We start from the raw sequence: 21,130 nt of genomic DNA, 5'->3' as shown, positions 1-21,130 counted from the left end.
GATCCGGCAGCGGCCGCCCCCCGGAAACCGACACCGAGCTGTCCCTGGCCGGGGTGTTCCGCGACGTCCTCGCCCTCCCCGAGAGCACACCCCTGTCCGTGGACGACGACTTCTTCCGACTCGGCGGGCACTCGCTCCTTGCGACGCGGGTCGTCGCCCGAGCCAACGCGATCCTCGGTTCAGGGCTGAGTCTGCGGGACGTGTTCGACCATCCCACGATCGCGGGCCTGGCCGAGATCGTCATCGAAGGCTCGAGCGTCTCGACAATTCCAGCGCTGCAAATCGGGGATCTGCCACGGCCCGCCAACCTGCCGGCGTCCTTCGGACAGCAAGCCCTCTGGGTAACCGACCAGATTGCTGGCAAGACGATCTACCGCATGGTTATGGCCCTCCAATCACGCGAACCGGTCGACGTCAGTGCCCTACAAGCGGCCGTTCGTCGTCTCGTCGCCCGGCACGAGATCCTGCGCACAACCTTCGTGCTCGACGAAGACGCCGCCGAACTGCGCCAGAGGATCCACCCGGCCACAGAACCGAGCGTGGCGCTCGTCACGGTTGAGCAGATCCCCTCGTCAGCGGCGGATGAGAGGATCGCCGAACTCGTCGCCGCCCCAATGGACCTCGCGTCCGACTGCGGCCTCCGATTCAGTCTCCTCCGCGGGGAGGAGGACGATCTGCTCGTTGCTGCCGGGCACCACATCGTCTCCGACGAGCAATCATTCACCCCCTTCCTCCGCGATCTGAACGCTCTTTATCACGAAGAGACGTCTGGCACGTCGTCCGAGCTCGTTGCGCTTCCCGTGCAGTTCGCGGACTTCGCGCTCTGGCACCGGGCAGTGCTCGGTGACTCCCGAGATGCGGACTCGCGCTATCGGCGTGACCTTGAGTACTGGCGCGGTACGCTCGAAGATCTCCCTACGGAAACTCCGCTGCCGATCGATTACCCGCGCACCGACACCGGCTCGCGCACGGTCCGACCGGCGACCGCTGTGCTGTCTGACGATGAAGTCGGCGCCGTGGATGCCCTGCTCATCGAGCGCAGGGCGACACCGCTGCAGGGGTTGATGACCGCGCTCACCCTCGCGCTCTGGAGCGAGGGGACCGGCACCACGGTGCCGATCGGTATACCTGCCAGCCTGCGCGATCTACCGGAGCTAAGCGACCTGATCGGCTACTTCGTGAACACTGTCGTCGTCCGCTCCGACATCGACGAGATGGACGGGTTCGGACAAGCGCTCACCAACATGCGGGAGCGCATGCTTGAGGCGAACGAGCGCAAGCTCGTGCCTTTCGACGCCGTCGTCGAGGCGATCCAGCCGATACGTGCTCCCGGGATCAGCCCTCTCTTCCAGGTGATGGCCGCCTATCTCGACCAGGGTGATCCAGAGCCGGGCCCAGCCACGACCTTCGTCCCCTACGTCCCGGTCGCGACCGGAGGACCGGGTCCGGCCCGGCCCGCCCTTTTCGACCTCGTCTACTCCATCACGAGGCGTAGCGACGGCGCTCTGGCTCTGCACCTGAACGCGGCCAGGGAACTGTTCTCCGAAGACACTTCGTCACGGCTGCTACAGAAGACGCGGCTGTTTCTGACCCTCGGCGCGCGGCATCCAGAGCTTGCGTCCGTCCATCTCGCGCAAATGGTTCAGGCTGCTCTCAATTCCGGGCTTCACGGGGCGGCCTCCGATCAGGAACGACCAGTCTTCCGCCTTGCGCTTCCCGCATTCGACATCCAGGATGCCGTGCTGTGGCGTGCTGCCGTTGATCACGTCGCTCTCGCACTGGGCGACGGCGGGATGCAGCTGCGGGTGCTCGACGACGGAAGCGGCGAACTGGTCGCCGCACACGACAACGTCGAGGCCCTCGACGCGGTCGGAGCGCTGCTCGCCGAGCTTGTCGCTGGCTACGACTCACAGAGCCGGCTGGTGATCGAGACACCGCGAGCTGGCGGCGATCAACGGACAGACGCCGAGCTCAGCACGGTTCTCGAGGATCCCTTCTGGGACGATTGGATCGACCAGCTCGCCGCGGTGCGAGATGTCAGCCTGCCGTCGAATGCTGGCGAAGCACCGGCCTTCGCGACACATAGTGTCGGGATCTCCGGACAGCGTGAGATGAGCGGCACAACGCAACTCGAAGCGTGGGATGCGATCGCCCGGACGCTCAACCGAACGCTCGGCGAAAGCCAGCTGATCGTCGAACGGCGCGAGCCCGCGGACGCATTCACAGTCTGGAGCTACCCAGTACTTCTCGGCGAACCGGCGACCACCCCGAACGGAGGCGGCACCCACTCGCCACTTACACTGAGCCCCGAGCGTGCGGCTGACTACGCGTCCCTGCGCGCTCGCCCGCAGCTCGGCCGATTCTTCGACGATCTGCCTCTCCCGCACATCCGGATCAGTGTGTTCCGTAGCGCGGCGGAGCGCATCGCAACGGTTCCCGCGATCCCCGCAGACAATCCGATCCAGCTCGACATCCGCATCCTGATCGGCCCGGGCCTGGCATCTGAGCCGCAAACGGTCCGGGTGGAGGTCGAGACAGCCCCTGGTGTCGACCTGGATGTGCGCGCGCTGGCGGAGGAGATCGCCACCGTGACCGCCCAGATCGACTTCGCGCTCACGCTGTCGAGGCAGTCGCCAAGCGGGCTGCGTCTTCGTCGAGCCGACCGTCTCACGATCTCGTGGGAGGAAGAAGAGCGCATCCGTGCCCTCTACGGCAAAGCCGCCGAGATCCTCCCGTTGTCCACGTTGCAACGCGGCATCTTTTACCACATGGTGCGCGCGCAGGAGTCGGACGATCACAACGCCTATGTATCGCAGGCCACGAGAGAGTTGTCAGGCGCGGTCGACCCTGACCGTCTAGAGGGTGCGGTGAGGGTCGCGCTCGACCGGTACCCGAACCTTCGTGCCGCCTTCGTGCCCTCGGGTGAGGCGCAGGTGATCCCCGCTGTCGCAGATGCACCGTTCCGAATCATCTCGCTCACCGAGTGGTCCGAACTCCGTGTGGACATCGGTGATTTCCTGGCAGCCGAGCGACGTGAGCCCTTCGACTTCCAGACTCCACCGCTGATCCGGTTCACCCTCATCGAGCGGTCGACCGATGCCTGGATTCTGGCGATGAGCTTTGAGCACATTCTGCTGGACGGCTGGTCGTTGAAGGCCCTGTTGGAGGAGATCCTCACGATCTACGCGGATCCCGGGTACGCGGATCGCGTCGAACCGGCGTCATTCCGTTCGTATCTTGAGTGGCTCGACGGTCGGGATCCGGAGACCGCCGTCCGCGCCTGGAGCGACTATCTCGCCGAGCTGTCTGGCCCGACGATGCTCTGGCCAGAGGGCGGCGATCTCGGTGCGGGGCAGATCGACACGGGCGATCTGCATTACGATCTTGATCCATCGGCCGCTGCTGCGGTGTTCGGCGCCGCGCGGACTGCGCAAGTGACGGTGGGTACAGTCCTGCAGGTTTCCTGGGCTGTCACCCTCAGCCGCCTGACTGGCAGCGATGACGTGGTGTTCGGCAACACGGTGTCCGGCCGCCCTCCCGAGCTTCCCGACGCGGACCGGACCATCGGGGTGCTCTTCAACACGGTACCGATGCGCGTGCGTCTTAGCCCGTTCGAGACAGCTCAGGAGATGCTCGCGCGAGTGCAGTCCGAGCAGCTGCGCGTCATCGACCATCCCGACACCGCACTGACGAGCATTCAGGCGTCTGCTGGTATGGCAACGCTCTTCGACACGTTGTTCGTGGTGCAGAACCTGCCCTTCCAGGTGCGCGACGAACGTGACTGGGCTGGCGTCCGAGTGGTCGGCTCCGCCGTGGATGACGCCACGCACTATCCGGTGACGTTCGCAGTGAATGTATGGGAGCGTGCAGGATCCGCGTCCGTGCATGTGCGGCTCTCCTACCGCCGCGACGCGTACGAAACGGCCAGCGCCGAAAAGATGCTGGAGCGCTACGTTGCGACGCTGAACGCGATCGCGAGCCGTTTGCGCGCGCCCGTCGGCGGGCTGACGGTGCTGCTGCCCGACGAGGTCGAGCCTCACACCGGCACCGCCGCCGATCTGCACCGAGACGTAGAGCCTGTTACTGTTGCGGGTCTTCTTGATGATCAGGTGGCGCGGTCGCCGGGGGAGATCGCGCTGGTTGCGGGTGCGCGGAGTTTCACGTTTGCGGGGTTGTCCGCGGAGGTGAACCGGTATGCGCGGCTGCTGCTGGAGCGGGGCGTGCGCCAGGAGCACAGGGTTGCGCTGCTGCTGCCGCGTGATGAGCGGATGGTCATCGCGATGTTCGCGGTGTTCGCGGTGGGTGCGGCGTATGTGCCGATCGATGCGGAGCTGCCCGATGACCGGATCGGTTACATGCTCGATGTGGCGGGTCCGACGGTCACGCTCGTCACCGATCGTGACGTGGCACGGCTCGGGCCCGCGGCGGGGCGGGTGGTGAATCTCGACGATGCGGTGGTGCGCACGCGCGTCGCGGAACTGGCGGATGGGCCGGTCACCGTGGCCGAGCGCGGCGGGGAGGTGTCGCTGGATCATCTGGCGTACATCATCTTCACGTCCGGCTCGACGGGCCGACCGAAGGGTGTCGCGGTCGGTTACCGGGGCTTGACGAACATGTATGCCAACCATGTGGAGAAGATCTTCGACCGCGTGGTGGCCCATCAGGGCGGGCGGCGGATGCGGATCGCGCATACGACGTCGTTCTCGTTCGATGCGTCGTGGGAGCAGCTGTTCTGGCTGCTCAACGGCCACTCGGTGTATGTGATCAACGAGGAGATGCGCCGGGATCCGCAGCAGCTACTCGCGTACTACGACGATCAGCGCATCGATGGCTTCGACGTGACTCCCTCGTACGGGCAGGTGCTCGTTGACGAGGGTTTGCTGGAGCGTGACCGGCCGGCGGGTCGATCGGTGTCGGCAGACGCGACAGGCGTGGTGTTCGTGTCGCTCGGCGGCGAGGCGGTGCCCGAGCGGCTGTGGCAGCAGCTGCGAGATGCCCCGGGCGTGGAGTCGTACAACCTGTACGGGCCGACCGAGTACACGATCAATGCGCTCGGCGCGGATCTCGCCGACAGCCCGAACCCGAGCGTGGGCACGCCGATCTTCAACACCCGGGCGTACATCCTGGATCAGAACCTGCAGTTTGCCCTGCCCGGTGTTCCAGGTGAGCTGTATCTCGCGGGCGCGGGCAATGCGCGCGGCTACTGGGAGCAGCCCGCCCTCACCGCCGAGCGGTTCGTGGCGTGCCCGTGGGAGCCGGGGGCGCGGATGTATCGCACGGGCGACCTGGCCCGGTGGAACGACGAGGGGCGCATCGATTACCTCGGTCGTGCCGACGAGCAGACCAAGATCCGCGGGTACCGGATCGAGCCAGGGGAGATCCGTGACGTGCTGGAGGCGCACCCGGAGGTCGTGCGTGCTGAGGTCATCGCGGCCGACCATCCCTCCGGAGGGAAGTTTCTCGCTGCCTACGTCACCACCGCCCGCATCGATACCAGCGACGACGCACTCCGCCGGTCACTCCGCGAGCACGCCGCACAGCACCTCCCCGACTACATGATCCCCACGACGATCACCCGAATTGACTCCTTCGCAACGACGGTCAACGGAAAGCTCGACCGGAAGGCATTGCCCGTCCCCGATCTCAGTGAGATCACCGGCACCGACGGGCGTGCACCTGAGACGCCGACGGAGCGCTCGCTGGCGGAAGTGTTCCGCGCGGTGCTAAGTCTCGGGGGTGAGGTCAGTCTGAGGGCGAACGATGACTTCTTCCGTCTGGGTGGTCACTCGTTGCTGGCAACCCGCGTCGTCGCGCGGGCCAATGCCGCATTGGGTTCGGCGCTGACTCTGCGGGATATGTTCGAACAGGCCACGATCGAAGGACTGGCGCGTGTCGTCGACGGAGCCTCTCAAACCGTATCTCGCGTACCGCGAGTAGGCGATCTGCCACGCCCGGAACTACTGCCTGTGACGTATGGGCAGCGCTCCCTCTGGGTTATCGAGCAGATGGGCGGCCCGGGGGCTCGCTATGTCGTCCCTCTGATCCGGCACTTGTCCGGAGAACTTGACGAGACTGCCCTGAGGTCAGCGGTGCAGGATGTCGTGACCCGACATGAGGCGCTGCGAACGTTGATCGTGGGGGATGACGGGCAGCTCCATCAGGTGATCCTCACGGGTGAGGAGGCGGCCTTGCGCCTGCCTCTGATTCCTGAGGACTTCATCGGGGCGGGACAAGACGCGATTGACGAACGCCTTCGGGAACTCGTGCGGAGCCGATTCGACCTTGCCGCGGGTATCCCGGTCCGCGCAGGTCTGCTACGCGTGGAGGTTGCAGAGTGGATTCTCGTCCTTGCGGTGCACCATCACGCAACAGATGAATGGTCCACGCCGACGCTGCTGGAAGATCTCTTCGCCGCCTACGCGGCAAGAAGCAAGGGGCATGCGCCGGCGTGGGAGCCGGTCGGGATACAGTACGCAGACTATGCGGTCTGGCAACAGGCCGTGCTCGGTCAGCCCACCGATCCAGAGTCCGCACTACATCACCATTTGAAGTATTGGGCAGACACGCTGGCGGATGCTCCGGGTGAATCCACGATAAGCCCCCACCGGCCCCGGCCGGCTGAACCGACGTACCGTGCGGCAGATGTGTCCTTGACCATCTCATCCGATGTCGTGGCTGATTTGCGGCGCGTCGAAGATGGGTATGGGGTCACGATGTTCATGATCTCCCAGGCTGCCGTGGCCCTGGCGATATCCGCCATGAGCGCGAGTGACGATGTCGTTCTCGGTGCACCAGTCGGCGGTCGTACCGAGGACGGTCTCGAAGGCGTCGTCGGATACTTCGTGAACACGATTCCCCTCCGCCACAGATACTTCCCCGGCGACAAATTCTCCGACGTTCTCGCTCGTGTGAAGCAGACCGTGCTGGATGGCTTCAGTCATCAAGCGGCGCCTTTCGATCAGATCGTCACGGCGATCTCTGCGGATCGGGTCGTCGGCAGAAATCCGGTCTTCCAGGTCATGCTCACCTACCAGCGTGCTACCGGACGCCGAGTGGATCCGGAGGTCAGGGATCTCGTCGTGCGGCCTCGCATGGTGGGGCTGGGTGCCGTCAAGGGAGATCTCGATCTCTATCTGGTCGACTCCGACACCGAAGTATCCGTATTTCTCACGTTCAGTACGGATCTCTTCGAAGAGAAGACAGCGGTCCGTTTCCTCGGCGTGATTCAGAAGATCCTCGGCGCGATCGCCGAGGATCCGAACCGGACTATCGCCGAAGTCGATCTGCTGATCGCGAAAGAGAGACCCACTCTCGAAGCTTGGACGACTGGAAGTCCAGCAGAGTTGGCTGGTGTTACTGTTGCGGGTCTTCTTGATGATCAGGTGGCGCGGTCGCCGGGGGAGATCGCGCTGGTTGCGGGTGCGCGGAGTTTCACGTTTGCGGGGTTGTCCGCGGAGGTGAACCGGTATGCGCGGCTGCTGCTGGAGCGGGGCGTGCGCCAGGAGCACAGGGTTGCGCTGCTGCTGCCGCGTGATGAGCGGATGGTCATCGCGATGTTCGCGGTGTTCGCGGTGGGTGCGGCGTATGTGCCGATCGATGCGGAGCTGCCCGATGACCGGATCGGTTACATGCTCGATGTGGCGGGTCCGACGGTCACGCTCGTCACCGATCGTGACGTGGCACGGCTCGGGCCCGCGGCGGGGCGGGTGGTGAATCTCGACGATGCGGTGGTGCGCACGCGCGTCGCGGAACTGGCGGATGGGCCGGTCACCGTGGCCGAGCGCGGCGGGGAGGTGTCGCTGGATCATCTGGCGTACATCATCTTCACGTCCGGCTCGACGGGCCGACCGAAGGGTGTCGCGGTCGGTTACCGGGGCTTGACGAACATGTATGCCAACCATGTGGAGAAGATCTTCGACCGCGTGGTGGCCCATCAGGGCGGGCGGCGGATGCGGATCGCGCATACGACGTCGTTCTCGTTCGATGCGTCGTGGGAGCAGCTGTTCTGGCTGCTCAACGGCCACTCGGTGTATGTGATCAACGAGGAGATGCGCCGGGATCCGCAGCAGCTACTCGCGTACTACGACGATCAGCGCATCGATGGCTTCGACGTGACTCCCTCGTACGGGCAGGTGCTCGTTGACGAGGGTTTGCTGGAGCGTGACCGGCCGGCGGGTCGATCGGTGTCGGCAGACGCGACGGGCGTGGTGTTCGTGTCGCTCGGCGGCGAGGCGGTGCCCGAGCGGCTGTGGCAGCAGCTGCGAGATGCCCCGGGCGTGGAGTCGTACAACCTGTACGGGCCGACCGAGTACACGATCAATGCGCTCGGCGCGGATCTCGCCGACAGCCCGAACCCGAGCGTGGGCACGCCGATCTTCAACACCCGGGCGTACATCCTGGATCAGAACCTGCAGTTTGCCCTGCCCGGTGTTCCAGGTGAGCTGTATCTCGCGGGCGCGGGCAATGCGCGCGGCTACTGGGAGCAGCCCGCCCTCACCGCCGAGCGGTTCGTGGCGTGCCCGTGGGAGCCGGGGGCGCGGATGTATCGCACGGGCGACCTGGCCCGGTGGAACGACGAGGGGCGCATCGATTACCTCGGTCGTGCCGACGAGCAGACCAAGATCCGCGGGTACCGGATCGAGCCAGGGGAGATCCGTGACGTGCTGGAGGCGCACCCGGAGGTCGTGCGTGCTGAGGTCATCGCGGCCGACCATCCCTCCGGAGGGAAGTTTCTCGCTGCCTACGTCACCACCGCCCGCATCGATACCAGCGACGACGCACTCCGCCGGTCACTCCGCGAGCACGCCGCACAGCACCTCCCCGACTACATGATCCCCGCATCCTACAATCGGCTTGAGACGTTCCCGCTGACCACAACTGGCAAGCTCGACCGGAAGGCATTGCCCGTCCCCGATCTCGGGCAATCGACCGCCCACGGGCGTGCACCCGCGACCGACACGGAGCGAGATCTCCTCGCCGTCGTCCGTGACCTGCTGGGTTTGAGTGACGAAGCGCGGTTGTCGGTTGAGGACGACTTCTTCCAGCTGGGCGGGGACAGCATTCTGTCGATCCAGTTGGTATCCCGAATGCGGCGCATCGGTGTCGTCATCTCGGCCGCGGACGTCTTCTCGACGCGGACGGCGGCCGGGCTGGCTCGTCTTTCTGATGCGCGCCAGTCGGAGTCGGCAACGGAGCACACCGCCCCCCTGAAGGATCTGCGATCCTCCAGGTTGTGGCCGATCGCCAACAAGGAAGTGGATTTGCCCGGCTTTTCGACGTTGGTGCAGGCGGTGACTTTCGTGGTGCCAGCCGGAATGACGCACGACACATTGTTGCGCGTGCTGAACCGGGTCGTCGCGCATCATGCGGCTCTGGGCGGTCGCCTCGTGGCAGATGTCGACGGATCCTTCCGGTTCGAGGTTCCTGCCCGCTCTCCTGAAGTCGCGAAAGATCGGATGGTGATCGAAGCGCTGGGGCCCGCGTGGCCGGATCCGACGTGGCGCAGCGGCAATCGTGCACGTGTGGAGGAACTAGCGCGTTCTCTGCACCTCGATGCCGGCATCTTGTGGCGGGCAGTCTGGTACACGGGTTCTGCCGATGCGACAAGCCGTCTACTGCTGGTAATGCATCACCTGGTCGTCGATGGGGTGTCATGGCGAGTTCTTGGGGATGATCTTCGGCAGGCGTGGGAGTTGGAGACCGGCCGCACTGCTGAGCCACTGCTGCCGGTAGGCACGAGCTTGCTGAACTGGGCTGAGATGCTCGCGGGCCGCGCCGCTGAGCAGGATGTGAGGGCGCAGACAGAGTACTGGGCCGAGGCTGTCACGGCGGATGATCCGTTGCTGGGTTCCCGTGCGCTGGACGCGGCGCTCGACACGCGCGCCACAGCGGAGGTGCTCACGATCCAAGTGCCCGCGAGAGTCGCCGGCCCGGTGCTGAAGGAGGTGCCTGGTGCACTGGCGGCCGAGATCAACGATGTGCTGCTCGGCTCGTTGACGATCGCTGTCGGGGCATGGCGGGCGAGGCGAGGGGTCGGTCATCGGCGTGCGCTGATCGGACTTGAGGGTCACGGGCGCGAAGAGACGTTCGTGCCCGGCAGTGATCTTTCCCGCACTGTGGGGTGGTTCACGACGTGGTTCCCAGTCGGACTGGACACCGTCGGCATCGATCCCGTCACGGCCTTGACGGATCCGGGAGCTTCCGCAGATGTGGTGAGGCACGTGAATGAGCAACTGCGGGCGGTACCCGATCGCGGCATCGGCTACGGGGTGCTTCGAGAGCTCGCTCCTGACGGCGCGGGCCGTTTGGTCGACGGCGTGGTGCCACAGATCGGATTCAACTACCTCGGCCAGTTCGGCCCCGGCAGCGCCGTGAGGGACAGCGCATGGGAGATGGCCCCCGAGGCTCCTGGGATCGTCGGTTCCGCGGACAGGACGATGCCTCTGATCGCCGTGTTGGACATTTCTTTGGTGGCGGTACAGAGCGCTGAGAACAACGAGTGGACGTTGAGGGGCAACATCGTTTATGCGGCGGGGATCCTCAGCGAGGCGGAAGTGAGCGAACTGCAAGAGCTGTGGGTGCAGTCGCTCGAGACGTTGGCGTCCTACACGACAGAGACGGGCGTCTGGAACAGCGGTTTCGGTAACCCAGAGGAGGATCATGAAGATCAGCGATAACCGAGTGCTAGCCGACGTCGCCGATGTCCTGTACATCGAGGCGAACGACGTGGATCAGAACGCCGACCTGCGCGTACAGGGCATGGACTCCGTCCGGCTCATGGAACTGGTCGAGCGGTGGCGCAGCGCCGGCGCGGAGGGCATCGACTTCATTACGCTCGCTGAAGACCAACGGGTGTCACGTTGGCTTGAGGTGTTGGCGGCGTCGACGAACGATGACGCCGAGTCGTCTGAGTGAGTCTCGTCTACCAGGGGCGGGTATGACGACCGGCTGCGCGATCTTCCCGCCCCTTCCCGACAAGGAGACGCAATGCCCACGATGCTCGTGAACGGAATCGCCCTGCACTACGACGAGTATGGCGATGGTGCCGACCCTCTCGTCGTGTTGGTGATGGGAACGGGAGCGAAGGGGCAGGTGTGGACGCCGCACCAGGTGCCCGCCCTCGTCGAGGCGGGGTACCGGGTCGTCACCTACGACAACCGGGGCATCAGCCCGGTGCCCGGACAGACTGCCACGTCGTGCCCCGACATCGTCGTCCCAGAGCTCGTTGACGATCTCGCCGCGCTCATCGAGCGCTTCGGCGCCCCGGCGCACGTGATCGGAACCTCGCTCGGAGCGCGGGTCGTGCAGGAGTTGGTCCTCGAGCGCCCCGACCTTGTGTGCCGGGCGGTCGCGATGGGTGGTCACGCACGCATCGACGACGTCGGACAGATGCTCACCCGGGGCGAGCAGGAGTTGTTCGACCAAAAGATCGTGCTGCCGAAAGCGTATAAGGCAGCGGTCGATGCTCTGCTGAACTTATCGCCCGCGACATTGCGAGATGAGACGAAATCCAACGACTGGCTTGCGCTTCTGGAGTACTCCGCGGTTCCGGCGTCGTCGGGTGAGCGTGGCCAACTCGGCGCTTCCGAACGACTCGGAGATCGCGGCGACGCGTACAGGGCGATCACCCGGCCGTTGCTGGTGATCGGTTTCGCCGACGACTTGATGATCCCGGCACACCTCGGACGCGAGCTTGCCGATATCGTCCCGACTGCCCGGTATGTCGAGGTGCCCGACACGGGACACTACGGCTATCTCGAGCAGCCCGAAGCGGTGAACCGGCTCATCCTCGACTTTCTCGCCGAGCCCGAGGGGTCGGCCGTCGGGTGACGGCGATGAATGAAGTGAACACTCGGTCGGATGCGGTGGGCATGCTACCCGATGTGGTCGACATCATCGGTATCGGCTTCGGACCGGCCAACCTGAGCCTGGCAATCGCCATTGAAGAGCGCAACGGCGCCCGGCCTGCCGCCGACCGTGTGACCGCCCGCTTCGTAGAGGCCCAGCCGAGGTTCGGATGGCACGACGGCATGCTGCTGCCGGGCACGACCATGCAGATCAGTTTCCTCAAGGACCTCGCGACCATGCGCTCGCCCACCAGCTCGTATAGCTTTCTGAACTACCTGCACGAGCGCGGGCGCCTGAGCGACTTCATCAACCTGAAGAGCTTCTTCCCCACCCGGCTCGAGTTCCGCGACTATCTGGCGTGGGCGGCCGCGCGTGTGAACGTGCCAGTCTCCTACGGGGCGAGGGCCACCCGCGTCGACCACGACGGTGCGGCCTTCACCGTCATGGTGTCGGGCGGCGGCGGACGCGAGGCGGTCCGGGCGCGGTCGGTAGTTGTCGCGACCGGGCTGCGCCCCGTGCTCCCGGACGGGATCGAGGCCGGCCCTCGGGTGTTCCACAACCACGGTCTGCTCAGCAGCCTCGACCGGCTCCCCTCCACGCCGCACGGCCGGTTCCTCGTCGTGGGCGCTGGGCAGAGCGCCGCAGAGGTTGCCGCCTACCTGCATGACACCTACCCGGCGGCGGAGGTACACGCCTCCATCCGCAGCTTCGGCTATGTGCCCTCCGACAACACCCCGTATGCGAACCGCATCTTCGACCCCGCCTCCGTCGGGGAGTACTACACCGCTCCGCCCGACGTCAAACAGCAGCTGCTGCGGCGGCACTGGTCGACGAACTACGCCGCTGTCGACGCCGAGCTCATCGACGACCTCTACCGACGGGAGTACGACGAGAAGCTGCGCGGCGTGCGGCGCCTGTTCGTGCACCGCGTCACCGAGGTCGAAAGCCTGCGCGAGGGCCCGGGGGGTGTCGTCGTCGCGCTGCGCGACCTCGGGGCCCGTGCGCGCACGCCGCTCGAGGTCGACGCGGTGGTCTTCGCCACCGGCTTCCGCCCGTCAGACCCGCGCGGCCTGCTCGGCGACGGCATCGACCTCGAGGCCGCGCTCGACGGGGACGAGTCGCTCGTGGCGCGCGACTACAGCCTGCGCGTGCCGGGGCTGGAGGGCCGCATCTTCCTCAGCGGGGGTGTCCAGCACAGCCACGGCCTCAGCTCGTCGCTGCTGTCGACCCTGGCCGTGCGCGCCGGCGAGATTCTCGAGGCCGCGGTCCCCACGCACAGATCCCACATGGCGACGGGCAGCTGACGGCCCGTCCCACCGGCAGAAGGAGAACACGCGATGGCGAAGAACCCGTTCGACGACGAGGATGGCACGTTCTACGCGCTCATCAACCATGAGGAGCAGTACTCGCTCTGGCCCACGTTCAAGCCGGTGCCCGGCGGCTGGACCATCGTCTACGGCGAGCCGGACGGCAGACCCAGGCAGGAGGTGCTCGACTGGATCGACCAGACTTGGACCGACCTGCGGCCCAAGTCGCTGCGCGACTTCATTGCCAGCCACGAAGTCGCGAGAGCTGCCACAGGCGAGTAACGCACGGCGGTGTGCGGCAGTCGGCTGGGAAGGAACGAACCTGATGCTACGCACCGTACTCGGCAGCAAGGTCCAAGCCGATCTGCAGGTGCATCACGAGGCGGCAGCCCTGGACGGGGCGGGCTGAGCGGAGGTCTGGGCGATGGTGCGCAGCAGCGTCGCCATGTCGGCCTTGCCCATCGCGGCGGCGATGGCAGAGGCAGAGAGATGTTGGGTGCGCTCACGGCAGACTCGAGCCACACGGCGTCCGCGGCTCACAAAGCTCGGCGATGATCTGTGCTGCCTCATTGGAGCTTGTCGACGTTGGCGGCGCCCAGGGGGCTGCTGGCGATGAACGCGTGGTTGCCACCCCGCCAGTGGCCATTCCAGCCTGCGCAAATTCAGGGACCGAGCCTCTCACCCGAGCTGAACAGCTCCGCCACCAGCGCAAACGCCGCCAATCAAACCCGACGGCCGAAGCGTCCCCGACGACCGACCGCCAGCCGCCACACAGCGATTCAACCAAGACGGACCACCTCTGCCCGGCGACCGCTCCGCTCCCTGACAGCTCACCGCAGATAGCCTTGTGTCGGTCGAATGACTTAGGTTAACCTTCCCTCATGACTCAAGTTGCTGTGCTGGGAGCACGCGGGCGCATGGGTGAGGCATCGGTTCGTGCAATCGAGGCCACTTCCGACATGAGCGTGGTCGCCGAGATCGATGTCGATGATAACCTGCGAGAGATCGTCGAAAAGAAGGCCGATGTCGTGCTCGTGTTCTCCCCGCCGGGCGTGGCACACGAGCAGGTCCAATGGTGCATCGAGCAGGGGATTCACGTCGTGGTGGGAACATCCGGCTTCGATGAAGACGCTGTCCAGCAAATTCGCGCCGCACTCATCGAACGTGATGAAGTCAACGTTTTCGTCGTCCCGAACTTCTCGGTGGGCGCGGTGCTCTTGACGCAGTTCGCGGCGAAGGCTGCCCCGCTCTTCGAGTCTGTCGAGATCATCGAGATGCACCATCCCGATAAGGTGGACGCGCCATCGGGTACGGCACAGCACACGGCCGAACTGATCGCTCGCGCTCGCGCGAAAGCAGGTTCCGCTCCCTCGCCCGATGCCACCTCTCGCGACCCGCATGGAACGCGCGGCGGGCGGATCGAGGAAGTCAACGTCCACGCGGTGCGTGTACGCGGTTTCATGTCTTCACAAGAGGTGCTGTTCGGATCCGAGGGCGAGATCCTGAGGCTGCGTTACGACTCCGTCACACGCGAGTCCCTCATGCCCGGAGTGCTCGCCGCGCTCCGCGCCGTCCCAGGTCTCCCCGGGGTGACGATCGGCCTCGAAACCGTGCTGAGCCTGGGCTGAACACGATTCGACAACGGATGACAGCCTGAACCTCTTGCGTGAACTCGCTCTTCGACGACCGGATCGGCATCGGCAGCTTCACGCGGCGCCGATGCCGCCAGGACACGAGACGCCGACACCCGAGGAAGACCGATGAGCATCCAACCGCTGACCCTTGACGGCGTCGTACCCTATCCGCCAAAGTCCGTGGCCCAGTACCTCACAAAGGGATACTGGCACGATCAGACGCTTCCGGAGTTGCTTTTTGCCGCGGCGGAACGCTATCCCGACAAGCTCGCGGTCATCGACCGCGACACCCGGCTGAGCTATAGGCAACTCACGGATGAAGTCCTGCGTCTCGCGGCCGGTCTGCAGGATCTGGGGCTGGGCCGTGGCGACCGAGTGGTCGTGCATCTGCCCAATACCTACGAGTACATCGCGTTCGTCTTCGCCCTGTGGGAGCTCGGCGTGATTCCCGTGGTCGCGCCCATCGCGCACCGTCGCGCGGAGATCGAACACTTCATCGAGATTGCCGAGGCGCGTACCTACATCACCGTCGCATCGGACAGCGGCACCGATCTCGCTGCGTTGGCTGCCGACCTGAAGGGCCGTTGGGCCCATCTGGAGCACACAGTGATCCTCGATCGCGGCGGCGGCGGCGCCGAGTACGACGCGCTGCTTTCGAAAGGATCGCTCGAGCACGTGCGGCGATGCAGCCCGCAGGACGTCGCGCTGCTGCAGATGTCGGGCGGCACGACGGGCGTTCCGAAGCTGATGCCGCATACTCATCACACGTACGGCTATGCGTTGCGCAGAAGCGTCGGGGAACGGGGCATCACCGAGCGGACGGTGCATCTGCTGGTCATGCCGATCTGTCACAGTATGTCGACGCGTTCGCCCGGCTTCCTCGGCGCGTTCAGCGTGGGCGCAACGATCGTGATCGCGCCGAACGGCAGCCCCGATGCGGCGTTCCCGCTGATCGAGAAGCACCGCGCGAACCGCGTGACGTTGGTGCCCCCGATCCTGCTGGCCTGGCTGAACTCCTCGCTGCGCGACGCCTACGATCTCTCCAGCATGCAGGTGATCATGTGCGGGGGTGCGAAGCTGAGCGAGGAGGTGGCGCGGCGGGTCGAGCCGGAGCTCGGCATGGAGCTGTCTCAGAGCTTCGGGATGGGCGAAGGCCTGGTCGTCAGCAACCCTCCGGACGTCGATCGGGAGACCAGCGTGCGATACCAGGGCCGGCCGGCCTCGGAGGCCGACGAGATCCGGGTCATAGACGACGAGGGAAACGACGTGCCGCCCGGGGCGCCCGGTCACCTACTGACGCGGGGGCCGTCGGTAATCCGCGGCTACTATCGCAACCCCGAGCAGAATGCCCTGGCGTTCACCAGCGATGGCTTCTACCGCACCGGTGACATAGTCGAGCGGGACGAGCGTGGGTTCATGAGGGTCGTGGGCCGGTCGAAGGACCAGATCAACCGTGGCGGCGAGAAGATCGCGCCCGAGGAGCTGGAGAACGCGTTCCTCGCCCACGGCGGCGTGCACAACGCCTCCGTGATCGGCATCGATGACGAGGTGCTCGGCGAGCGCATCAAGGCGTACCTGATCCCCCGGTCGCCGGAGGACGTGGCCGATCTCACCTTGAGCAAGCTGCGTCGGTTCCTGCAGGAGTGGGGCCTCGCGACATTCAAGCTTCCCGATTTCGTGGAGGTGGTCGACGAGTTCCCGTACACCGCGGTCGGCAAGGTCAGCAAGCGACTGCAGCGCGAGCAGAACTAGGAACGCGTCGAGCGGCATCGCTCAACGTGAGTTGTTCTCGGGTCGGATACGGCAACGAGGTGGTTATGCACAACGCGGATGTTGTTGTGGTCGGCGGGGGTAACGCCGGGTACTGCACGGCTCACGCGGCGGCCGAGCGCGGGCGACGCGTGCTGCTGTTGGAGAAGGCGCCGCGGGCGCTGGCCGGGGGGAACAGCTACTACACGCTCGGTGCGACCCGGATGGTGCACGCCGGGCTCGGCGATCTGCTCGAGGTCCTTGAGCCCGATGAGCGTCACGTGCGTACCGAAGTTCCGCCGTACTCGGCGGCAGAGTTCCTGGCCGACCTGGACCGGATCACCGAGGGACGTGACGATAAGGAACTTGCCGCGGCTGTCGTCGAAGGCTCGCGCGACGCGGTCCGCTGGCTGCACGAACTGGGGTTGCGATTCCGGCTGATGTACGAGCGGCAGGCTCACGAGAACGCCGATGGAACCTTCGTGTTCTGGGGTGGAACGCACGTGTGCAACGTCGACGCGGGCCCTGGGCTGATATCAGACCATGAACGCGTCGCCTCGCGGCTCGGGGTCGAGATGCGCTACGGTTGCCCGGTCACGGGGCTGATGACCAACGGCGGCTCGGTCGTCGGTGTTCGCGCGGGCGATCAGGAGTTTCCGGCGGAGTCGGTGGTGATCGCCAGCGGCGGTTTCGAGGCGAACGCGCAATGGCGGCAACGCTACCTGGGAGACGGGTGGCAGCACGCGAAGGTGCGTGGCACGCCGTACAACACCGGTGACCTGATCGGCGCGGCCTTGGAGATTGGTGCAGATCGTGGAGGCGACTGGTCAACGTGTCATAGCGTGCCGTGGGACGCGTCATATCCCGAGAACGAGAGCAACCGTATGTTGACGAACCGACTCAGCCGGTACGGCTATCCGCTTGGCATCATTGTCAACGCCTGGGGTCGACGATTCCTCGACGAGGGTGCAGACTTTCGCAACTATACGTACGCGAAGTACGGCAAGGTGATCCTCGAACAGCCGGGTTCGGTGGCGTTTCAGATCTTCGACGCGAACTCGCGATCGATGCTCAACGTGTACGAGTATGAAATGCCCGGGATCATCCCGGTCGTCGCCAACAGCGTCGAAGAGCTCGCCGCAGCCATAGACGTCGACGTCGACGCGTTCGCGCGGACGGTCCGCGATTTCAACTCATCGATCGACACCAGCCGTCCGCTCGATCCAACGATCAAGGACGGCCGCAGCGCGACGGTGGAACCGATCAAGAGTAATTGGGCATCGGCGATAGAGACGCCGCCCTATTATGCATATCCGGTGACGTGTGGAATCAGTTTCACCTTTGGAGGGCTTCGCGGCGACATCAACGGCCGGGTGCTCGATCCGTCAGGTGCGCCCATCCCCGGGCTCTTCGCGTGCGGTGAAGCGCTCGGGGGCCTCTTCAGCGGGAACTACCCGACGGGCGCCGGCCTGACTGCGGGAATGGTGGTCGGGCGACGCACAGGATCGCTCGCCTGAGCCATGATTTCGTCGCAGAGCAGCACCCGGGTCGTCATCGTCGGCGCCGGCCCGGTCGGAATGGTGTGCGCACTGGCGCTGAACCGGCAGGGCATCCCGGTCACCGTGCTCGAGTCGGAGCCCGTACCGGTGAAGGATCAGCGCGCCGCGACCATTCATCCGAGCACTCTGGAGATGCTTGACGAATTGGGCATCACCGAGAAGATCACGCCGCACGGCCTGGTTTCGAGCACCTATCGCTTCCATGACCGGCCGACCGGCGAGTTGGTGGCGGAGTTCGATCTCGCCCGGCTCAAAGACGAGATCCGGTTTCCCTATGTGCTGCAGTACGAGCAATACAAACTGACCGCTTCCATCGCCGAGGAATACGCCAACGGATCCGACTTCGACATGCGGTTCTCCCACGCCCTCACCGGCCTCACCGTGGCCGCGAACGGCATCGAGGTGGAGTACGCCTCCCCCGCGGGCACGGGGCGCATGACGGCGGCCTATGTCATCGGCTGCGACGGCGGCCGGTCAACAGTGCGCAAGCTCGCCGGCATCGAGTTCGAAGGGTTCACGTATCCGGAGCGGTTCATCAAGATCGCGACCAGATTCGACTTCAAGACCGTGAAGTCGAATCTGTCACTGCGCAACTACTTCTCCGACCCCTACGAGTGGGCCAACCTGTTCAAGGTGCGCGGGGAGACGCCCGAAGGACTCTGGCGGCTGATCCTGCCGATCGGCCAGGACGAGGACGACACCACCGCACTGTCGGCAGCGCGTGTCGAGCGGCGGCTGCAGAAGTTCTTCCCCAAGGCGGACCCCTACCACGTCGAGTACGCCAGGGTCTACAGGGTCAATCAGCGCGTGGCCGGGACCTTCCATAAAGGCCGCATCTTGTTGGCCGGAGACAGCGCGCACGTCAACAACCCGATCGGCGGCATGGGCATGAACGGCGGCATCCATGATGCCATCAACCTTGCGGAGAAGCTCCCCCAGGTGATCCACGGTCGGGACGGTGACGATCTGCTCGATCTCTACAGCCGCCAGCGCCGTCACGCCGCGCTGAACTACGTACAAGCCCAGACAATCGCCAACAAGCGAATGCTGGAGGAACGCGACCCCGCCGTGCGGCGACAGAACCTCGATCAGTTGCGCTGCACGGCCGAGAACCTCGATAGCGCGCGCGCCTATATGCGCCGCGCGGCCCTGTTCGACAGCCTGCACGACGCCGCCTCCATCACCTAATACTCCAGTGACAGTGGCCGGCATGTGGTCTCTCTGCATGGAGTGGCGGCGTGGCGTCCGAACGGGTGCGGCTACCGTGTGATTCTCCGTAGTTTGTGAGAATAGACGATGAATCCGCGGTGGCCGCGGAGCGGAGTGTATCCGGTTTGGACGTGGCGGTATGGGAGGCTGGTTTGGAGGAGTTGCTGGTGCGAGTCGATCCGTGTTTCGTGTCGGAGCAGCCGCGGGTGCAGGCGCGGGCGTATGTGGCCGGGTTGTTGTCCCGCGCGGAGCGGAAGAACGGGTGGACCCTCGCGGAGTTCACCGGTCAGGCGGGTCCGCAGAAGATGCAGCGGCTACTGAACGGGTATGTGTGGAACGCTGATCGGGTGCGTGACGTGGTCGCGTCGTATGTGATCGAGAACCTGGCCGGGGAGCGGCGACTGCCCGGCACAGGGCGAGCGCGTCCTGCCCGAACACCGCGGCAAGACGGTCCCGGGCCGTCGTCGATGACGGCATCGTCCACCCGTTGACCCGCTCGCCCTAGCGATACGCCAACTCGTCGATGTTCAGGGTGTCGGCCAGCCAGTCCGGGGCCACGACCGCGTGGGCCTCTAACGCCGCCCGCACGCTCTCCCTGGCGAGCTCGGTCCGGTTCAGGTCCCGCACCGCGCTGATCACATGGGTGGAATCGGTGCGCGCTCTGCCACCAGCGCCGATCAGGCCCCGCTCACGGCAGGCCTCCACGAGCCGGTCGAAGACCACCCGTTCCAGATCGTGGTCGGCCAGCCGGGCCCGGAACCGGGACAGCACCGTCGCGTCGAACCCGGTATCGGTCAGCTCCGCGCCGAGGGCGTACTTCCAGTCGATCGCACGGACCGCCATACCCGCGGCCTGCCGGTCGGTCAGGTTCTCGGTGAACTGCAGCGCCGTGACCAGCGACAACACCGCTGGCGGCAGACCCGGCGCCCCCCTGATCCCGAACGCGCCGGTGAACGGCTCATCGGCGAACACCTCGGCGAGGCGATCCCGCAGCCGCATCGCCAACGTCCCCCGCGGAAACGCCGCCCGCGCGACCGTCACAGTCTGCGCCGGGATCTCGGGCAGCCCCTTCGGCTGCAACGACATGTGCCCCACCTCCCGCGGCCAGCGAGACGACCCGGACCACAGAAGAGATCAATGCCGCACCCACGACACCCAGCCGAATTACGCAGCAGAGTCTTCGTCGCGCTCAAAGGCGACGCCCGCGCCCTCGACGAAGCCAGCCTCGCCCGGAACGCCACCCTGGTCACCGCCCATTCCGAGAAGGAACAGGCGAAACCGACGTTCAAGCGCGGGTTCGGGTTCCATCCTCTGTGGGCGTTCATCGACCACGGCCCGGACGGGACCGGGGAACCCGCCGCGGTGCTGCTCTGCCGGGGAAACGCCGGCTCGAACACCGCGGCCGACCACATCACCGTGGCCACGGCCGCGCTGGCTCAGCTACCCCGACGGCTGCGCCGTTCCCGCAAGGTCCTGATCCAATGCCGTGAAGCTTAAGTCGATCTTGGATGGCTGATCTTCTGTTGTTCTTGGCTGGTGGGTTGGTACGGCGTGGCGGCGTGGCATCTGTGCTGGTGGGTGGTTTGGTGACGGTTCGTGGCTTCGATGGTGACCCCGGACCAGGTGTCGGTCGGGGTGTTGGTGACGGCGGTGCCGCGGGACGCGGTGGACGAGGCGGTCGCGGCCTGTGGGGTCGGTGAGCGGCGCAGGGGCGGGAAACTCCCGCCGCATGTGACGGTCTATCTGACGTTGGGGATGTGCCTGTTCCCGGACGACGACTACGCCGAGGTCGCGGCGAAGGTCACCGGGTCGCTGGACCGGTTCG

12 protein-coding genes and 2 pseudogenes are annotated in these 21,130 nt (G+C 65.7%); 12 read left to right on the top strand and 2 right to left on the bottom strand.

Going from position 1 to position 21,130, the window contains the following annotated elements; genetic code table 11:
- The first annotated feature begins 53 nt into the window (after positions 1–53).
- The 5 genes from FMEAI12_RS13375 (at position 54) to FMEAI12_RS13355 (ending at position 13,436) form a co-directional block, all read left to right on the top strand.
- On the top strand, positions 54–10,676 hold the full coding sequence (locus FMEAI12_RS13375) for a non-ribosomal peptide synthetase (RefSeq protein ID WP_112106270.1): 10,623 nt from the start codon (positions 54–56) through the stop codon (positions 10,674–10,676).
- On the top strand, positions 10,660–10,914 hold the full coding sequence (locus tag FMEAI12_RS13370) for a phosphopantetheine-binding protein (protein WP_112106269.1): 255 nt from the start codon (positions 10,660–10,662) through the stop codon (positions 10,912–10,914). Before FMEAI12_RS13375 ends, FMEAI12_RS13370 begins: the two co-directional genes overlap by 17 nt.
- A gap of 72 nt (positions 10,915–10,986) precedes the next feature.
- A complete protein-coding gene (locus FMEAI12_RS13365) occupies positions 10,987–11,829 on the top strand; it encodes an alpha/beta fold hydrolase (RefSeq protein ID WP_112106268.1) in 843 nt (280 codons plus the stop codon).
- Between the two features lie 41 nt (positions 11,830–11,870).
- Entirely contained in the window at positions 11,871–13,151 is a 1,281-nt protein-coding gene (locus FMEAI12_RS13360) for a lysine N(6)-hydroxylase/L-ornithine N(5)-oxygenase family protein (RefSeq protein ID WP_235013962.1), read from the top strand.
- A 33-nt stretch (positions 13,152–13,184) separates the two neighbouring features.
- Positions 13,185–13,436 (top strand): MbtH family protein, encoded by a 252-nt coding sequence (locus FMEAI12_RS13355; RefSeq protein ID WP_020460620.1) that lies wholly within the window; start codon positions 13,185–13,187, stop codon positions 13,434–13,436.
- A gap of 93 nt (positions 13,437–13,529) precedes the next feature.
- Here the strand turns inward: FMEAI12_RS13355 and FMEAI12_RS36610 are convergent, their stop codons facing one another.
- A complete protein-coding gene (locus FMEAI12_RS36610) occupies positions 13,530–13,676 on the bottom strand; it encodes a hypothetical protein (protein WP_160144270.1) in 147 nt (48 codons plus the stop codon).
- A gap of 359 nt (positions 13,677–14,035) precedes the next feature.
- On the opposite strand from FMEAI12_RS36610, the gene dapB reads away from it, so the two are divergent.
- The 5 genes and pseudogenes from dapB to FMEAI12_RS13330 all read left to right on the top strand — a co-directional run.
- The gene (dapB, locus tag FMEAI12_RS13350; RefSeq protein WP_112106267.1) at positions 14,036–14,782 is read left to right on the top strand and encodes a 4-hydroxy-tetrahydrodipicolinate reductase; all 747 of its coding nucleotides are present in this window, start codon (positions 14,036–14,038) and stop codon (positions 14,780–14,782) included.
- Between the two features lie 132 nt (positions 14,783–14,914).
- Entirely contained in the window at positions 14,915–16,540 is a 1,626-nt protein-coding gene (locus tag FMEAI12_RS13345; RefSeq protein WP_112106266.1) for a (2,3-dihydroxybenzoyl)adenylate synthase, read from the top strand.
- Between the two features lie 65 nt (positions 16,541–16,605).
- Positions 16,606–18,054 carry an FAD-dependent tricarballylate dehydrogenase TcuA gene (gene tcuA, locus FMEAI12_RS13340; RefSeq protein ID WP_112106265.1) on the top strand — a complete coding sequence of 483 codons (1,449 nt, stop codon included), beginning with the start codon at positions 16,606–16,608 and terminating at the stop codon, positions 18,052–18,054.
- A gap of 3 nt (positions 18,055–18,057) precedes the next feature.
- Positions 18,058–19,284, top strand: coding sequence for an NAD(P)/FAD-dependent oxidoreductase (locus FMEAI12_RS13335; protein ID WP_112106264.1), 1,227 nt, complete (start codon positions 18,058–18,060; stop codon positions 19,282–19,284).
- Between the two features lie 152 nt (positions 19,285–19,436).
- Positions 19,437–19,691: pseudogene (locus FMEAI12_RS13330) on the top strand (IS701 family transposase); the annotation flags it as partial.
- A 115-nt stretch (positions 19,692–19,806) separates the two neighbouring features.
- Here the strand turns inward: FMEAI12_RS13330 and FMEAI12_RS13325 are convergent.
- A complete protein-coding gene (locus tag FMEAI12_RS13325; RefSeq protein ID WP_112106263.1) occupies positions 19,807–20,391 on the bottom strand; it encodes a transposase in 585 nt (194 codons plus the stop codon).
- 147 nt (positions 20,392–20,538) lie between these two features.
- Here FMEAI12_RS13325 and FMEAI12_RS13320 point away from each other — a divergent pair.
- A pseudogene (locus tag FMEAI12_RS13320) lies at positions 20,539–20,787 on the top strand (IS1380 family transposase); the annotation flags it as partial.
- A gap of 123 nt (positions 20,788–20,910) precedes the next feature.
- The coding region (locus FMEAI12_RS13315) for a transposase domain-containing protein (protein WP_200835271.1) at positions 20,911–21,130 on the top strand (220 nt) is incomplete at its 3' end.

Origin of the sequence: Parafrankia sp. Ea1.12, from assembly GCF_900465275.1 — a bacterium.
Taxonomy (GTDB): Bacteria; Actinomycetota; Actinomycetes; order Frankiales; family Frankiaceae; genus Parafrankia; species Parafrankia soli.
The sequence above is the reverse complement of the archived record's forward strand: the minus strand, read 5'-3'. Positions and strand labels throughout refer to the sequence as shown.